This is a genomic window from Microbulbifer maximicatervae (SeqCode) (assembly GCF_052468295.1).
Map to the genome: position 1 here is coordinate 5,515,379 of NZ_CP174340.1, position 14,801 is coordinate 5,530,179.

Genomic DNA, 14,801 nt, shown 5'->3' on the forward strand with positions numbered 1-14,801 from the left:
ATAGCTAGGATCTGGGCGATACTTGTGTGGAAAGAGTTGAGTGTTAGTCAGCAAATCAACTTGTTCTCCACATCTGTAAAGATAGTTTTGAGGTGTGCCTTGAGAGACTTTTGCTGCAATACGGGTTCGATTCTTAAAAATGTTCACTGACTGGATTGAAGGCGTGATTGCCGCGGAGGAAGGGTGAACTGAAAAAGGTCGGAGCAGCAGCATTCATTCTGAAGGCCACTAGAAAAAGAGGTATTCGAGAGAATTGGGTTAGACGGGGGCAGCTGTTTCAATTAGCCCTCTTCTTGCCACCGGTTCACAAATTGGCAGAGATACCATATTGCGTGAAGTCTTAACCTTTTAAGAAGTGCTTTTTTGCCTATTGTTGTGTTCCATCTACCCACTGCTGAAAAAAAGCCCGCGACGCTAACGCCGCGGGCTTTACTAAGAACTTATGTTCTTAGAAGGTATAACCTGCATTCAGGTAGACAGTGCGACCGTAGCCATCAGAGTAACGCGGATCGAAGCCCAGCTGGTGACCAGCGCCACTGGTACGCAGGGTGCGCGGCGGCTCTTCGTCAGTCAGGTTGTTGATACCGAGTTTCAGGGTCAACTGATCTTCCATCAGGGCAACCTGGCTCTGAACGTCGAAGGTGATGTAAGACGGAATAGTCAGCTGAACGTCTTCGTACACGATCTGTTCAGTGCCCACACCATCTGCGTCATAAACGGTTTCAGTGATATAGGAACCGTCGTCGTCGATCAGGCCAATACTGTTAACCTGGTCCAGGTAACCGCTGCGGTAGTTCATGCCCAGGTTGTGGGTGAAGTTACCGTGAGACAGAGAAATACCTGCACGTATCTGGTTGCGGAAGGTTACTTCGTCATTAGCGCCGAACTCTCCCATGCTGGAACCGAAGAGTGAGTTTTCATTCTCAATCATATAGGTTCCGCCCAGGGAGAGCAGCATATCACCGAATGACAGTTCAAGCGATTGCTCGAAACGGTAGTCGATACCACTTACTTCTGTCTCACCGATATTGACAAAGGCTTGAATGATGCCGAGTTCGTCACGCCCTGTAGTGCTGTTGTGTACCCCTACAAACAGGTCGCGGTACTTTTCCCAGTTTCCAAATATTTCTTGTTCAGGCAGATAATCCACCTGGTCTTCCATGGAAATGTTCCAATAGTCGACTGTGGCAGTGAAGCCGCTGTCGGTATCGAGAACAAAGCCCAGGGAGTATTGAGTGGAGGTCTCTGGGCTTAGTTCAGTATTGCCAACTTGCAGTACCTGAGCCTGGAAGCCTGAGTTTGCAACACAGAGATTGCGCAACTCATCACCAGTAGGGAATACACAGTCGAAGGTGCCAGAGGTTACTCCGAAGTTCACCAGAGGCTTAGCTAGCTCAAGCATGGATGGAGCTTTGAAGCCAGTGCCATAAGAGGCACGGAAGGATAGATTATCCGTAGCTGCCCAGCGAGTACTCAGCTTGTAAGTTACATCAGACTCAGAACTGCTTCCACTGCCGAGGTCACTACCGTTAACTACCGCGTCGGTACCACCTACGGAGTCGTAACGCATAGAAGCGGTGAAATCCAAAGTGTCTAGCACAGGGAAAAGAACTTCAGCGTAGGCACCGTAGACGTCTCGCTCAAGATCATAAGTGTCACCAGCCTGACGGAATAAGATTAGGCCATCGCGGTTAGCGTCAGAGATACCTTCCTCATAGGTGGTACGGCGGAAGTCGATACCTGCTGCCAATTGGGCTTCACCACCTTCCATACTGAATAGCGGCATATCCATGGACAGGTCGAAACCAGTAGTGCTGGTTTCCGTAGTGCCGTAATTGCCATCGTAGATGGTGGGTGCAACCAATGAGGCTGTGTCTTCTGACAGGCTATCTGCCGGCTCGAAAATGTTCAATTGGCCAGAGCTAGCGAGCTCTGCAAACTCTTCAGCTAGTAAGTGTCCGTCCGGGTAATTCTCTTCTTGATCGGTAGAAGAATGGAAGGCCGCAGCTTCAAAGTTGATGTCGCCAACGGAGCCGTTCACCCCAGTAACGAAATGGAAAGCATCGGATTTCCACTCGGTAACACGGTTACCTGCTGCCAGAGCACGCCAAGTACCCGTAACTTGGTCGATGTCGGATGCATCAACACTTGCGTAGGGCAGTACGTAATCCTGAACCAGCTGAGAATCGATGGGCAGGGGCACTTGACCTGTTGGGTAAGGTGCGGTCTTAGATGTTATAGTGCGCTCGGAGTAAACCAGTTCACTGAAGCCTTCCAGGTTGTCACTGATACGGTATTTTCCGGATAGGAAAATAGAATCAGTTTCTTTTTCTGGGAGGATAAATAAGGTGCTGGTATAGTCGAAAGCACATACACTTCCAGAGGGCGCATTATCCGGCGCACAATTGCCGTTCGCTTCTAGATAAGGGTTAAAAGTTTCGGAGTTGGGAGCATCTTCCCCACCATTGGCGGCCTTCCAAGCGTCTGTGTAATAGACGTAGGCGTTACCTGGAATGGAGTTGGTGGAACCGTTAAAGAACATACCCGTATTACCACTAACGGGATTGGTTACTTGAATAATGCCAGTGCGGGCCCAGTCGCGGTCTTTCGCAGCAAGTTCGCTTTGTTCATGATGGCTAAAGCTTCCCATGATTGTAAAGCCATCTTCATCCAGGCTGCCAAAGCCACTGGTTATGTCAAATGAGGCAATGTCGCCACCGCCGCTAGCTTCGGGCTTATCGTAGCGTACATTCACTGTTGTGCTGTCAACTTCTCGCTTAAGAATAAAGTTAACAACACCGGCGATAGCATCGGAGCCATACAGGGCACTTGCGCCGTCAGTTAATATTTCAACTTGCTCAATAGCTGCCAGAGGAATGTGGCTCAGGTCAACCTCACTACCAGAGGTAGAGGAAGCCATACGCCGGCCGTTAAGAAGAACTAGGGTGTAACTGGAGCCAAGGGCGCGCAGGTTAGCGGTTTGTATACCACCACCGGTGCCACCAACGGAGTCCGCTGCAACGATCATACCTTGCATAGAAGTCAGCTTGGACATTAGCTCAGGTGCAGAGGTTGCACCGGTGGCGGCAATGGCGTCAGCGTCCATTACTTGAATCGGCAGAGCGCCTTCCAGGTCGGCGCGCTGGATACGGGAGCCAGTTACGATTACTTCTTCAACCATTTCCGCATCTTGCTGAGCGAAAGCTGGCATTGCAGGAACCATAATTGCGGCAGCGGTGAGGCCCAGGGCCCCTTTTATGGCTGCGGACATGAGGTTCTTTTTCATTGTCAATCCTCTCTTGATCGTTGGATTTTTAGTCTTTGGTCATTAATGACGATTGCTGGAAATAGCTACCCCCAAGTGGCTACTTCCCTCCCAACACTCCTATTAACGAGTGGCGGACGGAACCCCTCAAAAGAATCGTGTTTTTTTCTGATACTGCGTATTGTCAGGTTTGATAGGTTGGCTGATGTTTGCTTATCGGCCTACCTGCTTTATTTTTGAGCGCTTTGGGGGTGCGAGGAGCTGCAAGAGAGGTTGGAGTAGAATGGTTAAGCCTAGAGACTAAGAGAAAAACTTCCGTAAAAAAATCGACCTGTGAGGTCATAGGTTAGGTAATCGTGATTATTACTCTCAGCTGTTGATGCAAAAGGTGGAGAGCGGTCAAATAAATTATTGATACCGAAAGAAAATCTCAACCGAGAATTCGAGGCATAGGCAATCTGGATGTCGTGGGATGACCAGCTGCTGATACTGCGGTTTTCGGTTGTGCCATCTAGATTGGTGAAGGTTTCTTTTAGATTATCGACGTAATGCATGGTATAGCCGGCATCCCAAGCCCCCATATTTAAATAGGCCCCAGCATTGGCTTTCCATTTTGGTAGTGATCCTAGGCCGCCGACGGAAGTATCTGTGAAAGTGCCGGATAGGTCTTCTTTGACTGAATTGGGGGAGCTCTGATTCAGGTAGTGAAGCATTTTGCTGATGTTCAAAGCCAGTTGTAGCTTCTTATCACTGTTCAACGGAAGGTTATAACGAAAAGCTGCATCATATCCGCGGATCTCTCGGCTTCCTTGATTTATGCGGGAAGCATAAATTTTGGTAATGTCACCACTCTGGTCGCGTATGACTAAATCGGTATAAAGGTTGTAGTAGGCATTTTGATCCAATAAGAATTGGGGGTTGGTGCCGATTACTTGGTTTTCATCTATATCATAGAGGTCAAATTTAGCTTTAAAGTCGGGGATTTGGAGTGGCTCCCATGTTACTCCGAGAGAGATTGTGCGGGACGTTTCGGGTGAAAGATCTGAATTTCCGCTAAATTCGGTTAAATATTGTATCCGGGAGCTATCAGATTGAAATCGGCAGCCGGGCAGATTATCTGCATTTGAGCTTGAGCAGGGATCGAACAGGAATTCTTGGGTTTGGTAGCCCTGCTGATTCATATCTGTCAAGGTCGGTGCCCTGAATCCCCTAGTATAGCTGCTTCGCACAAGTAAGGATGAGGTGGGTTTCCATCGCAAGGCTAGTTTTGGGTTGCTGGTACTCCCAAAATCATCGTAATGGGAGCTTCTGATAGCTCCATCCAGCCATAATTTTTCAGAGATTAGTGGGATAGATAGTTCCGCGAAGGCTTCTTTGACGAGTCGGGTTCCCTCAGTTGACCCGGGTGCATGCCCTCCAATAAATGACATTCCGAAATTATCATTTGAGTGAAGGTTTACATTTTCCCGCCTTAATTCAACACCTGCTGCAGCCAGAACATTTCCCGCCGATATTTTCTTGATGATGCCGTCGGTTATGAATGTGAGGGAGGTCATTCGTGAATTGCTGATCGTAACGCTTTTCCCCCGAATAAAATCCAATTGTTCTGCGTCGATACTACCGCTGGGGCCAAGAAGGTTGACCGCCACACAGGATGTTGTGGCATTACAAAGGTCTGGCCCTTTGAGGCCTAGAGATAGTGCGAAGGGATCTATTACATTGTTTAATGTCTCTTTCTTGCGGGTCTTATGGATCGAAGCACCCAGCTCCCACTGCCATTCGTCCCAGAAGCCTTTTACCCCAGTATTAAATCTCCAGGTGTTTGTTCGGTTGTTCTGTGTCCGTGGGCCAAGCTCAATAACGCGCCTGCGAACGTCGTAAACCTCTTGATTAAAAGTGTTGTAAATATTGTCGGCTGATATTGTTAGGTCACCATTGTCAAAGCGTGTAAATACCGGGGTCGGGGCAGACGTTGACTCCCCACTGGATCGAACTCCCATGATCTCAGAAAAAGCTTGCGCGTTATCACCGATATCTAGACTACCCGCTATGTATATTGAGTCGCTTTGCGTGGGAGTTATTGCTGAGGTGTAGTCACTGTAGTCAAATTTATCGTCAGGTGACCATTGCTGATATATCCCGGGTGAGAGATTGGTCAATACCTCATTTCTTTCCAGGGCGATAAACCCCCCCGGGATAGCAGATGACCGCTGATCGGTGCCACCAATTGCGCGGCTGTCTGCTGAGTTGGAGAGCCCTCTGTCTCGGCTCATTACTTTTCCTTGGCGCTTCTGGGCCAGATTAACCATTACATGGGAGTGATCTCCCCTCCACCCCCAAGTTAAGTGGTGGGATTCGCTCTGCCGGTCGCCTTGCGAAGCCTGTCCGTAATAGCTTTTTATTGAGAGTCCCTCAAAGTCGGTTTGCAGGATGATGTTCACAACCCCTGCAATCGCATCGGACCCATAAACAGCTGAGGCGCCGTCTTTGAGAATTTCTACCCTTTCAACAAGAGCTAAAGGGATGGTGTTTAGGTCTGTTGCCTCCCCATTGAATCCGTCGCTAATGATGCGCCTGCCGTTGAGGAGAACAAGGGTGCTGTTAGCAGGTAGGCCACGTAGCGAGACCGTCGCGGTGCCATCGCTCTCCAGGCTTACTGAAGTGCTTGTGGAGTTGCCAGAAATAGCAGGTAGAAACTTAAGCAAGTCGGCGACAGTTTGGGCGCCAGTCATTTCCAACTGTTCCCGCGAAAGTCGGTCAACCGGAAGGTACCCTTCTGATTGGAAGTGGCGTAAATGACTTCCTGTCAGGCTTTGACCGGTGACGGTCACCTCTTCAGTTTGCGCGACACCCATTTCCATTGGGACGGGGGTAGCCTGTTCAGGGGATTTAATAATTGCTACAGATGATGGGCCAACTTTTTTAAAGGATAGGGGGATCCCTGAAAGTAGTTCTTCTAGCGCTGGTTCAAACTGGCCTTCAGGGCTGTGTAAAGTTTGCTTGCTAACTTGAAATCTAGTCGCCGATGAGGCTTTCACAAGTAATGATATTTTGCACTGTTGGCCCAGTGATATCAGGGCTTGAGAGAGGCTCCCTTTGGGGATTTCGATTCCCGATTCAGGGCATAGGGCGTAGGTAGCGCTAGGGGAGCAAAGCGCTAACACAAGGGATATTGTTATCCAGTACCTAAGTGTCAATGAGGTGCCCATTCAAATACATGCAGCATGTCAAAATGCAGCAAATTGATAGTTTCTCTTCGTTTTTGGGCGGGCTTATTTTGCTTGTGTAATATATAACCGCCGTATCGACGGTTATAACCTAGTTATGTGCGGGAGACAAGATAGTCAGGTTGGAGTCGCTGTGGTCTTCATGTAAATCGAGCGCAGTAGCGATTGCTTTCAAGGTGCTATCTGGGTCGGAGATCTCAAAGGTTCCTGAAACCAATTTGTCCTCTACTTGGGGGGAGGCGGCAACTGGAACAGCTAAATAGCGGTTTAACTCGGTTAAAGCATCCTTAAGTGGGGTTTTTTCAAAGACTAGCAGTCCTTTCGTCCAGTCGGTAGCTTCTTCCGGTGATGTTTGGCCAATTGGACTGAGCCCTCTTTCAGAAACGCTGACTTTCTCGTTCTTGACCAATTGTACTGATTCGGGTCCTAAGCCGGGAGCGCTATCGGTCTCACTGACTGAGACTGTGCCCTCAGTTACAGATACTCTTGTGCTCTGAGGGTTGAGTTCAACGTTAAATTCGGTTCCCAATACGCGGATATTGGCGCTGCCGGCAGTAACAGTAAAGGGGCGAGAAGTTTGCCTTGCCACTTCGAAGAAGGCTTCACCTCGAACTAACTCAGTGCGGCGCTCATTGCGGTTATAGATCACCCGCAGTTCACTATTGGAGTTCAGCTTTACTTCTGAGCCATCGGACAGGTTTATTGTCTGTATTTGTCCGCGTTCAGTCGCATATATTTGAGCCTTGAGTTCGCCGCCCATACCCTGATATCCAACCCACAGGGCAACTATTGCTCCGCAGGTTGCTAGACCGCCGCCCATAAGCCACTGCGGCAATGTCCATTGCTTTGAGCTTTGTTGCCCCTGTGCATTTTCAGTGGGTGCGGAGCATACGGCAGCATTATTTTGCGATGAGGGGATGCTTTCTGGGAATAGTGTATCTACCGGTAGGTGAGATAAGGCACCCAGGTCTCCCCAGAGTTCAGTGATTTCGGCAAAAGCTAGCTGGTTCTCATCTTGGGAAATCCATTGCTTGAACTGGTGGCGGTCGCTAGATGTAATCGAGTCAGAGCGCAAACGAGCAACCCAAGCGCAAGCCTGGTCAAGGCTTTCTTCACTTATTGTTTGCTTAGGGTTAGTCATCATGGCTGCTCTAGCACCTTGGATTTGCGAAAATTAACTTAGTACTTTGATACTAAAGGCGGCATGTTACTCAAAGTCTCTCAATTTGTGCGACCTTTACTGCACGGACCTCTGAGTAAAAAATAATTCCAACGTGTTTTTACTGTATTACAGTAAAATATTCTGTTGTATGTAGAGTATTTAGGTTTACTCAATTCGGCCCTTCGAAGCTGAGACGACTGAACAGCTTCCCCCCTCAAATAATTTTGTGGAGTTGTTGCTAAGGTGTGAATACCGGTGGTTCATCTTCTTTTATCGTTATTTTAAGGATATATGTCACAAGTGGCGCAACTGACTGAAGGTCACCTTTCAGGAGTTACCTTCTTACGACACGCTTTCAAAGCCTGCAAAATATACTTTTCCACACTACTCACGGAGATATTCATCTCCTTAGCTATCTCGCTATAGGAGAGGCCCCGGGTCCTATGCAATAGAAAGGCCTGGCGACACTTAATGGGCAGCTTGTCCATGGTTTCGTATATCGACTGCAACTGCTGGCGGGCTGCCAGTAATCTTTCTGGTGACTGGTGGTCCGCGTGGTCGTCGGTGTAGGGCTCACCCTCCATGGGGATCTGCTGGCTCACATACTCTACATGAAGCTTGCCTCGGCGCAGCTGGTCCACGGCAAGGTTATTGGCAATCTGGTAGAGGTAGGCCCGTGGATTCTCAAGTTCCTTCTCATCGCTGAGTTTTTGCAGGCGTAGATAGGCGTGTTGGGCGATATCCTCGGCATCGTCAGGGCTTTTTACAATGCGAGAGACAAAGCGCACCAGGGCCTGTCCGTGCTCGGTAAACAGCCTTTCAAGAAGCGTCTTCCTGGCCTTATTCATTACTGATCGTGATCCCCGTACCCTGCTCGCTGTAGTTATGGACTGATTGTTCTTAGTGCGAGCTGGCGCACAGTTATATCACAAGCATTGGTTTCGCTACGAGAGGTACGATCGAACTTGAATGGTCACACTCTCCGATTCTCTATGCCTGGCGATGGATGCCGGTATAATGGCGGCCGCGCCACAGGCGCAGACAATAAGACCTTGCAGAGGTGTGTCGAGCACCGGAGATTGAATGAGTTATCAAGTACTGGCACGGAAGTGGCGGCCGAAGCTGTTTCGCGAGATGGTGGGACAGGAGCATGTTCTCCAGGCGTTGATCAACGCCCTGGATAATGGTCGCTTGCACCACGCCTACCTCTTTGCCGGTACCCGTGGTGTGGGTAAAACCACGATCGCACGAATCCTGGCCAAGTGCCTGAATTGTGAAGAGGGGGTCAGTTCTGAACCCTGTGGCCAATGCCACACTTGCAATGAGATTGCTGATGGCCGTTTTGTCGACCTGATCGAAGTGGATGCAGCCTCGCGTACCAAGGTCGAAGATACTCGTGAACTGCTTGAGAACGTGCAGTACGCACCGACCCGGGGTCGCTTCAAGGTTTACCTGATCGACGAAGTCCATATGTTGTCGAACAGCTCGTTTAACGCGCTGTTAAAAACCCTCGAAGAACCGCCTCCCCATGTGAAGTTTCTACTGGCAACGACTGATCCGCAGAAGTTGCCGGTTACCGTGCTGTCCCGCTGTCTCCAGTTCAAACTGAAGAATATGAGCCCCGAGCGGGTTGTGGGGCACTTGAAGTTTGTGTTGGAGCAGGAACAGGTTCCGTTTGAAGAAGGGGCCCTGTGGCATCTCGGTCGCGCCGCAGATGGCAGTATGCGAGATGGGATGAGTCTTACTGACCAGGCCATCGCATTTGGTGGGGGGCAAATTACTGAGGCAGAAGTGCGCGGTATGCTGGGCAGTATCGATACCGGTTTGGTGTGGAAGCTGCTGCAAGCCTTGTCTGAAGAGGACGCACAGGCTTTATTTGCCACAGTTGCTGAGTTGTCTCAGCAGGCCCCTGATTACAGTGCAGCGCTGGCAGAACTTGCCGATAACCTGCACCGTATCGCAGTGGCTCAGGTGTTGCCCCAATCTATCGATAATTCCCTGGGTGATGGTGAGCGACTGAGAAATTTAGCTGGGCGTATCGCCCCGGAAAATGTGCAGCTGTATTACCAGATGGCCCTGCTGGCCCGGCGTGACCTGCCCTTGGCCCCGGATCAGCGCAGTGGCTTTGAAATGGCTCTGCTGCGGATGTTGGCTTTCCGCCCCCAGGGTGTTGCGGATATTCCCCGTTCGCCACTGCCATCGGCTTCCGAACCCGTTTCACCAGCACCGGCTCCAGAAGCGCTACAGCCACAGGCTCCTGTAGCGCCAGAAGTACCGGAGGTCAGCCCGGCAAAAAAGCCTGAAGCGGCACAGCCGCAGGCTGTTACAAAGGTTGATGTGGCTCCCCCGCAGGTAGTGCAGGGCCTGCAGCCGTCGCAGAATCAGGCAGAGCAAAGGGAGGCAGAGCCTGCAGCCCCAACTGAAATGGTCAGTGAGTCAGCGACGGAGGCTCAGCCGGAGCAAATTATAAGCCCGCCCCCTGTTCGGGGAGTGGCAGAAGAGCGTCCCCAGCGTAAAGATGTCCTGGCCGAGCTGCGCCAGCGAGTTGCGGAAGTGGAGTCGGCGCCGGCACCACAGCAACCAGTACCACAAAATACGGTGAATACCTCGCGGGAGGCTCCGGTAGAAAGCCGCAGTCAGGAAGTGCCAAAAGGGCGTTTGGAAGCATTAACGCCTGGCAGTTGGCCGGTAATGTATGGACAGCTGGGTATTACCGGTATTTTGCACTCCATTGCCCAGCACTTGGAGATGGTGGGCAGGCAGGACAATATACTCTCGTTCACCCTGGATGAATCCTACAGCAGCCTCTACGACGAAGTTCACCAGCGGCGTCTGGGGGACTCTCTGGCTGACTTCTTCCAACAGCCTGTGGTAGCGCAGATACAAGTAGGGCAGGTACATGGGAGTACCCCCGCCCGATTAGTCGCAGCTACCCGCCAAGCGCGGCTTGAAGCTGCCCAGGATGCACTGGTCGCTGACCCACTGGTTCAAGAATTACAGACAGAATTGAGTGCGGAACTGGTGCCGGGCTCCGTAGAATCACTAGTAGTAGAAGATTAATGACAATTAGGGCCCGGTTTATTCCGGGGCCACATGCACAAGATAGAGGTTACCTATGAAAGGTTTGGGCGATTTGATGCAGCAGGCCCAGAAGATGCAGGCTGACATGCAGGAAAAAATGCAGAAGATGCAGCAGGACCTGACTGAACTGCGCATTTGCGGTGAGTCTGGGGCGGGTATGGTCAAGGTGATGATGAATGGTCGCCACGATGTGGTATCTGTGGAAATTGATCCCTCCCTGATGACTGAGGAGAAGGAAATGCTGGAAGACCTGCTGGCCGCTGCGGTCAACGACGCTGTGCGCCGTGTAGAGGAAAAAACACAGGAACTGCAAAAGCAGGGGATGGGAGACCTGACTTCAGGTATCAATTTGCCTGAAGGCTTTAAGTTCCCCTTTTAAGAAGTGGCCATCCACTGGTTTTGAGTTTGTATGTTTAGTCCCCTGATTGAAGAGCTGATCCGCGCGCTCCGCTGTCTGCCCAGTGTGGGCCCCAAGTCCGCGCAGCGCATGGCGATGTACCTGTTGGAAAAAGACCGAGAAGCTGCCTCCCTGCTGGCCCAGAGTTTGGCACGAGCGGTGGAACAAGTGGGGCGCTGTGGGCAGTGTCGCACCCTGACAGAGGAGCCCGTTTGCTCATTGTGTAGCAATAGCCGGCGCGAGCAGGACTCACTGTGCGTGGTTGAGACGCCCGCTGATGTTCTGGCTATTGAGCAGGCCGGTAATTACCACGGTCGCTACTTTGTCCTGCATGGGCATCTCTCGCCCATCGATGGTATTGGCCCGGGGGACCTGGGGATCGACTTGCTGGAGCAGAGGCTCGCTACTGAGCAGTTGCGCGAACTTATTGTCGCCACTAACCCTACGGTAGAAGGTGAAGCTACCGCGCAGTACATCGCGGAGAGAGCTCGTGCCCAGGGGGTGACGGTGAGCCGGATTGCCCACGGTGTGCCCATCGGCGGAGAGCTGGAATATATCGATGGCGGCACTCTCGCCCACGCCTTTAATAGTCGAACCGCATTTTTTTCCGGCAGTTGAGTGATATCGATGACAGAAATAGATACCACTCCACGCTGGGTCGACAGTTACGAGCAGCTGGTAGAGTTGTGTGCAGAATGGCGCAAGCAGAGTGCGGTAGCCCTGGATACCGAGTTCATGCGCAGCCGTACTTTTTATCCCCAGCCGGCGCTGGTCCAGGTAGGTGATGGAAAACACTGCTACCTGATCGACAATTTGGCGATTGAGGAGTTACAGCCGCTTCGCGACCTCTTGCTCGATACCGCTGTCACTAAAATCATGCACAGTTGTAGTGAGGACCTGGAAACCCTGGAGCGCTTGCTAGGCGTGATTCCCGAGCCCATTTTTGATACCCAAATTGCCGCTGCAATCTGTGGTATGGGAGCAGGCTTGGGTTATGCGGCGACAGTTAACCAGCTACTGCATATAGAGTTGCCCAAGAGTGAAACCCGCTCGGACTGGCTGCAGAGACCTCTCAGCGATGCACAGAAAACCTATGCCGCCCTCGATGTTGCTTGGTTGCCGGTACTCTACGGCGTACTGGTAAAGGACCTCAATGCGAAGGGGCGCCTGGAGTGGTTGCAGGAAGACTGTGCATCATTGGTGGTCACGGCTCGAAACCCGAGCCCACCTGAGATTTACTACCAAAAAGTGAAAGGTGCCTGGCGCCTGCGCAGTAAACAACTGGCAGTGCTACAGGATGTGTGTGCCTGGCGCGAAAAGCAGGCCAGGGCGCTGAATATGCCGCGCAATCACTTGTTGAAAGAGAATATCTGTCTCGGCTTGGCCCAACAGTTGCCGCGGCATAGAGGTGCCTTGAGCCAACTGGGTATGGAAGGGCGAGCTCTGCGTGAGCACGGCGACGCCCTGTTAAAAATCGTTGCCCAAGCCTGCGGGAGAAGCGATCCACCTGCGCGAATGCAGCAGCCCCTCAACCGGCAGCAGGGAGAAATCCTCAAGCAACTGCGGCTTGAGATGGTGTCTATTGCCGAGCGGGCCGGGTTGCCTGCCGAAATATTAATTCGCAAAAAAGAGCTGGAAGCCTTGGTCCAGGCCCGTCGACCCGAGTTAGAGGGTCGGCTCAGAGGGTGGCGGGCCGATGTGATTGGCCACCCTTTGCTCGAAGCTCTGAAACAATTGCGTAAAGAGGAATTGAAGTGAAAGTTTTATGCGATATTTATCGCAGTCCAAATAAAGACGAGATGTATCTGTACGTGGATAAGCGCGAGGGCACTGCGAGGGTTCCCAAAAATCTACTGGAGCTTTTCGGCAAGCCGCAGCACGTCACTACGATGTTGGTGACGCCGGACAAAAAACTGGCCCGTGCGGAGGCGGACAAGTTGCTCAAAGAGGTGCGCACTCGCGGCTATTACTTACAGATGCCGCCAATAGCCGATTCCGAAATGAGTGAAATCGCGCTGAAGAACAGCAAGTTGCAACGCTGAGTCGAGCTAAATGGCACAGGAGCCTTTTTGGCGGCGGAAAACGCTGGAGCAAATGAGTCGATCCGAGTGGGAGCAGCTTTGTGACGGTTGTGGTCGCTGCTGTCTGCATAGTTTGGAGGATGAGGATACGGGTGAGGTCTACCTCACTAATGTGGCCTGCCGCCTGTTGGATACCCATTCCTGCCAGTGCAGCAAGTACAGCCAGCGCAAAGCCCATGTTCCCGGATGCATTCAGTTGCGTATAGAGGATATTGCCGAATTCGATTGGTTGCCGCTCACCTGCGCATACCGCAGCCTTGCGGAAGGGCGCCCTCTTGCGGACTGGCACCCATTGGTATCGGGAGACCCGGAATCCGTTCATCGGGCGGGGATATCGGTGCGTGGGCGCGTTGTCAGTGAAGAGTCGGTTCATCCAGACGATATGGAGGATCATATTGTCTCTTGGGTTGAACAGGGTTGATCGCAAACGGGAACTGCGACCTGTGAACGCCTTTGGATATTGCGCATAATTAAGGAGCCTCTGAATAACTCCGTAATGCCTCTGCGGGTCTTGAAGGCTGCAGATGTTAGGCGCAGCTCGCCGCGAATGGCCGTAGCCCTTTGCAAGAGCTGCAACGCAGCAGATGCGGCCTTCAAGGCCCGCCCTTCGGGGCATGCAGAGCGATTCACACTCCGCGTTGCGACTTCTTGAAAGGTCTAGACATTCCTGCGAAGCCGCGCCTTGATTGTGAACCACTCTGCATGCCAGAGGCATCATGGAGTTACTCAGAGGCTCCTTGATTCGATTCTTCGAATTAATTATCGCTGGCAGTCTTTGTCTGCGAAGCGGCGTAAATATGCCGGTTCCGAGCGAGTGACGATGTAAAGGACCCTGGCATATTGGATCGGTGTGCCAGAAAGTAGAGTGAGAGAATGACAGAAGATTTCCAATTTGCCTGGATGGTATACGCCGCTTCAACACTGGTTATGCTGTTGGCGGGCTGGTGGTTTATGCGCAATTGGCGCTGGAGTTGGGTACGCCAGACTCTACTGTTAGTGGCTGCGGCGGTGTTGCTGGCGCCGGCAAAGACCTCTGTAGCGGAGTCAGTTGCTGTGCCGGTGTTGCCGCTATTTGTTTATCAAACGCTGTTTGAAGAAAATGGAGCGGCGCCAGAGGTCACTACCAATTTGATATTCGCTTCGGGTGGAGCCCTGGCGATCATGGTTGTTTGGGGGATTGTCAGCTTGCTGATGAGGTTTCGCCGGGACAGGCGTCGTCGCTTTGATGAAGATCCCTACTTTAACGAACAATAACCCAAGATATGGCTGTCATGCCTGAGGGCAGGGTAGCCATTCCCCCAGTATTTTTTGTTGCACTTTAATTCACTTGCGCAGCCATCGTCCCTCCTCGACGCCTATATCCAGGCCTTCACTCGGTTGCTCGTATCAAAGGCGCTAAAACCCTTTAGACCGGCAACCCCAGTCAATGACAGCTGCTATATCTATTAAGCTGGTTCCCGCTGTGGCGCAATGCAAAACAATGTAAAAGCCGTGTCACTTTTCTGCCAGGTATCCAGTAACAACAAGAGGCGGCTGTATCCAGCATGTGGGAAATACCTCGCACCTAATAGGGGAAGAGGGCAAGGGC

Annotated in this window: 11 protein-coding genes; 7 read left to right on the forward strand and 4 right to left on the reverse strand. The window is 51.6% G+C overall.

The annotated features are described in order from the left end of the window. Positions 1–448: 448 nt before the first annotated feature. The 4 genes from ACJJIQ_RS24490 to ACJJIQ_RS24505 all read right to left on the reverse strand — a co-directional run bounded on the left by ACJJIQ_RS24490 (position 449) and on the right by ACJJIQ_RS24505 (position 8,502). The gene (locus ACJJIQ_RS24490) at positions 449–3,286 is read right to left on the reverse strand and encodes a TonB-dependent receptor plug domain-containing protein (protein ID WP_445363281.1); all 2,838 of its coding nucleotides are present in this window, start codon (positions 3,284–3,286) and stop codon (positions 449–451) included. 272 nt (positions 3,287–3,558) lie between these two features. Continuing rightward, the gene (locus tag ACJJIQ_RS24495; RefSeq protein WP_445363282.1) at positions 3,559–6,126 is read right to left on the reverse strand and encodes a TonB-dependent receptor; all 2,568 of its coding nucleotides are present in this window, start codon (positions 6,124–6,126) and stop codon (positions 3,559–3,561) included. Between the two features lie 457 nt (positions 6,127–6,583). Next, a complete protein-coding gene (locus ACJJIQ_RS24500; protein WP_445363283.1) occupies positions 6,584–7,636 on the reverse strand; it encodes a FecR family protein in 1,053 nt (350 codons plus the stop codon). 338 nt (positions 7,637–7,974) lie between these two features. Further along, positions 7,975–8,502, reverse strand: coding sequence for an RNA polymerase sigma factor (locus ACJJIQ_RS24505; RefSeq protein ID WP_445363284.1), 528 nt, complete (start codon positions 8,500–8,502; stop codon positions 7,975–7,977). Between the two features lie 235 nt (positions 8,503–8,737). On the opposite strand from ACJJIQ_RS24505, the gene dnaX reads away from it, so the two are divergent. From dnaX to ACJJIQ_RS24540, 7 genes are all read left to right on the forward strand, one after another. Beyond that, positions 8,738–10,714: a DNA polymerase III subunit gamma/tau gene (gene dnaX / locus ACJJIQ_RS24510; RefSeq protein ID WP_445363285.1), complete on the forward strand. Its 1,977-nt coding sequence runs from the start codon at positions 8,738–8,740 to the stop codon at positions 10,712–10,714. 55 nt (positions 10,715–10,769) lie between these two features. After that, positions 10,770–11,114 carry a YbaB/EbfC family nucleoid-associated protein gene (locus tag ACJJIQ_RS24515; RefSeq protein WP_445363286.1) on the forward strand — a complete coding sequence of 115 codons (345 nt, stop codon included), beginning with the start codon at positions 10,770–10,772 and terminating at the stop codon, positions 11,112–11,114. A 30-nt stretch (positions 11,115–11,144) separates the two neighbouring features. Beyond that, on the forward strand, positions 11,145–11,750 hold the full coding sequence (gene recR, locus ACJJIQ_RS24520) for a recombination mediator RecR (RefSeq protein WP_282934172.1): 606 nt from the start codon (positions 11,145–11,147) through the stop codon (positions 11,748–11,750). 9 nt (positions 11,751–11,759) lie between these two features. Next, on the forward strand, positions 11,760–12,890 hold the full coding sequence (gene rnd / locus ACJJIQ_RS24525; RefSeq protein ID WP_445363287.1) for a ribonuclease D: 1,131 nt from the start codon (positions 11,760–11,762) through the stop codon (positions 12,888–12,890). Beyond that, the gene (locus ACJJIQ_RS24530) at positions 12,887–13,174 is read left to right on the forward strand and encodes a YcgL domain-containing protein (protein WP_444892840.1); all 288 of its coding nucleotides are present in this window, start codon (positions 12,887–12,889) and stop codon (positions 13,172–13,174) included. Before rnd ends, ACJJIQ_RS24530 begins: the two co-directional genes overlap by 4 nt. A gap of 10 nt (positions 13,175–13,184) precedes the next feature. Further along, on the forward strand, positions 13,185–13,634 hold the full coding sequence (locus ACJJIQ_RS24535; RefSeq protein WP_444895116.1) for a YcgN family cysteine cluster protein: 450 nt from the start codon (positions 13,185–13,187) through the stop codon (positions 13,632–13,634). Between the two features lie 452 nt (positions 13,635–14,086). Further along, a complete protein-coding gene (locus ACJJIQ_RS24540) occupies positions 14,087–14,467 on the forward strand; it encodes a hypothetical protein (RefSeq protein WP_282934168.1) in 381 nt (126 codons plus the stop codon). The last annotated feature ends 334 nt before the right edge of the window (positions 14,468–14,801 follow it).

What these genes read in the sequence shown, in the direction of transcription:
- dnaX (WP_445363285.1), top strand. Translation starts at nt 8,738, where the DNA reads ATGAGTTATCAAGTACTGGCACGGAAGTGGCGGCCGAAGCTGTTTCGC.
- ACJJIQ_RS24495 (WP_445363282.1), bottom strand. Translation starts at nt 6,126, where the DNA reads ATGGAAATGGGTGTCGCGCAAACTGAAGAGGTGACCGTCACCGGTCAA.
- rnd (WP_445363287.1), top strand. Translation starts at nt 11,760, where the DNA reads ATGACAGAAATAGATACCACTCCACGCTGGGTCGACAGTTACGAGCAG.
- ACJJIQ_RS24540 (WP_282934168.1), top strand. Translation starts at nt 14,087, where the DNA reads ATGACAGAAGATTTCCAATTTGCCTGGATGGTATACGCCGCTTCAACA.
- ACJJIQ_RS24515 (WP_445363286.1), top strand. Translation starts at nt 10,770, where the DNA reads ATGAAAGGTTTGGGCGATTTGATGCAGCAGGCCCAGAAGATGCAGGCT.
- ACJJIQ_RS24535 (WP_444895116.1), top strand. Translation starts at nt 13,185, where the DNA reads ATGGCACAGGAGCCTTTTTGGCGGCGGAAAACGCTGGAGCAAATGAGT.
- ACJJIQ_RS24490 (WP_445363281.1), bottom strand. Translation starts at nt 3,286, where the DNA reads ATGAAAAAGAACCTCATGTCCGCAGCCATAAAAGGGGCCCTGGGCCTC.
- recR (WP_282934172.1), top strand. Translation starts at nt 11,145, where the DNA reads ATGTTTAGTCCCCTGATTGAAGAGCTGATCCGCGCGCTCCGCTGTCTG.
- ACJJIQ_RS24500 (WP_445363283.1), bottom strand. Translation starts at nt 7,636, where the DNA reads ATGATGACTAACCCTAAGCAAACAATAAGTGAAGAAAGCCTTGACCAG.
- ACJJIQ_RS24505 (WP_445363284.1), bottom strand. Translation starts at nt 8,502, where the DNA reads ATGAATAAGGCCAGGAAGACGCTTCTTGAAAGGCTGTTTACCGAGCAC.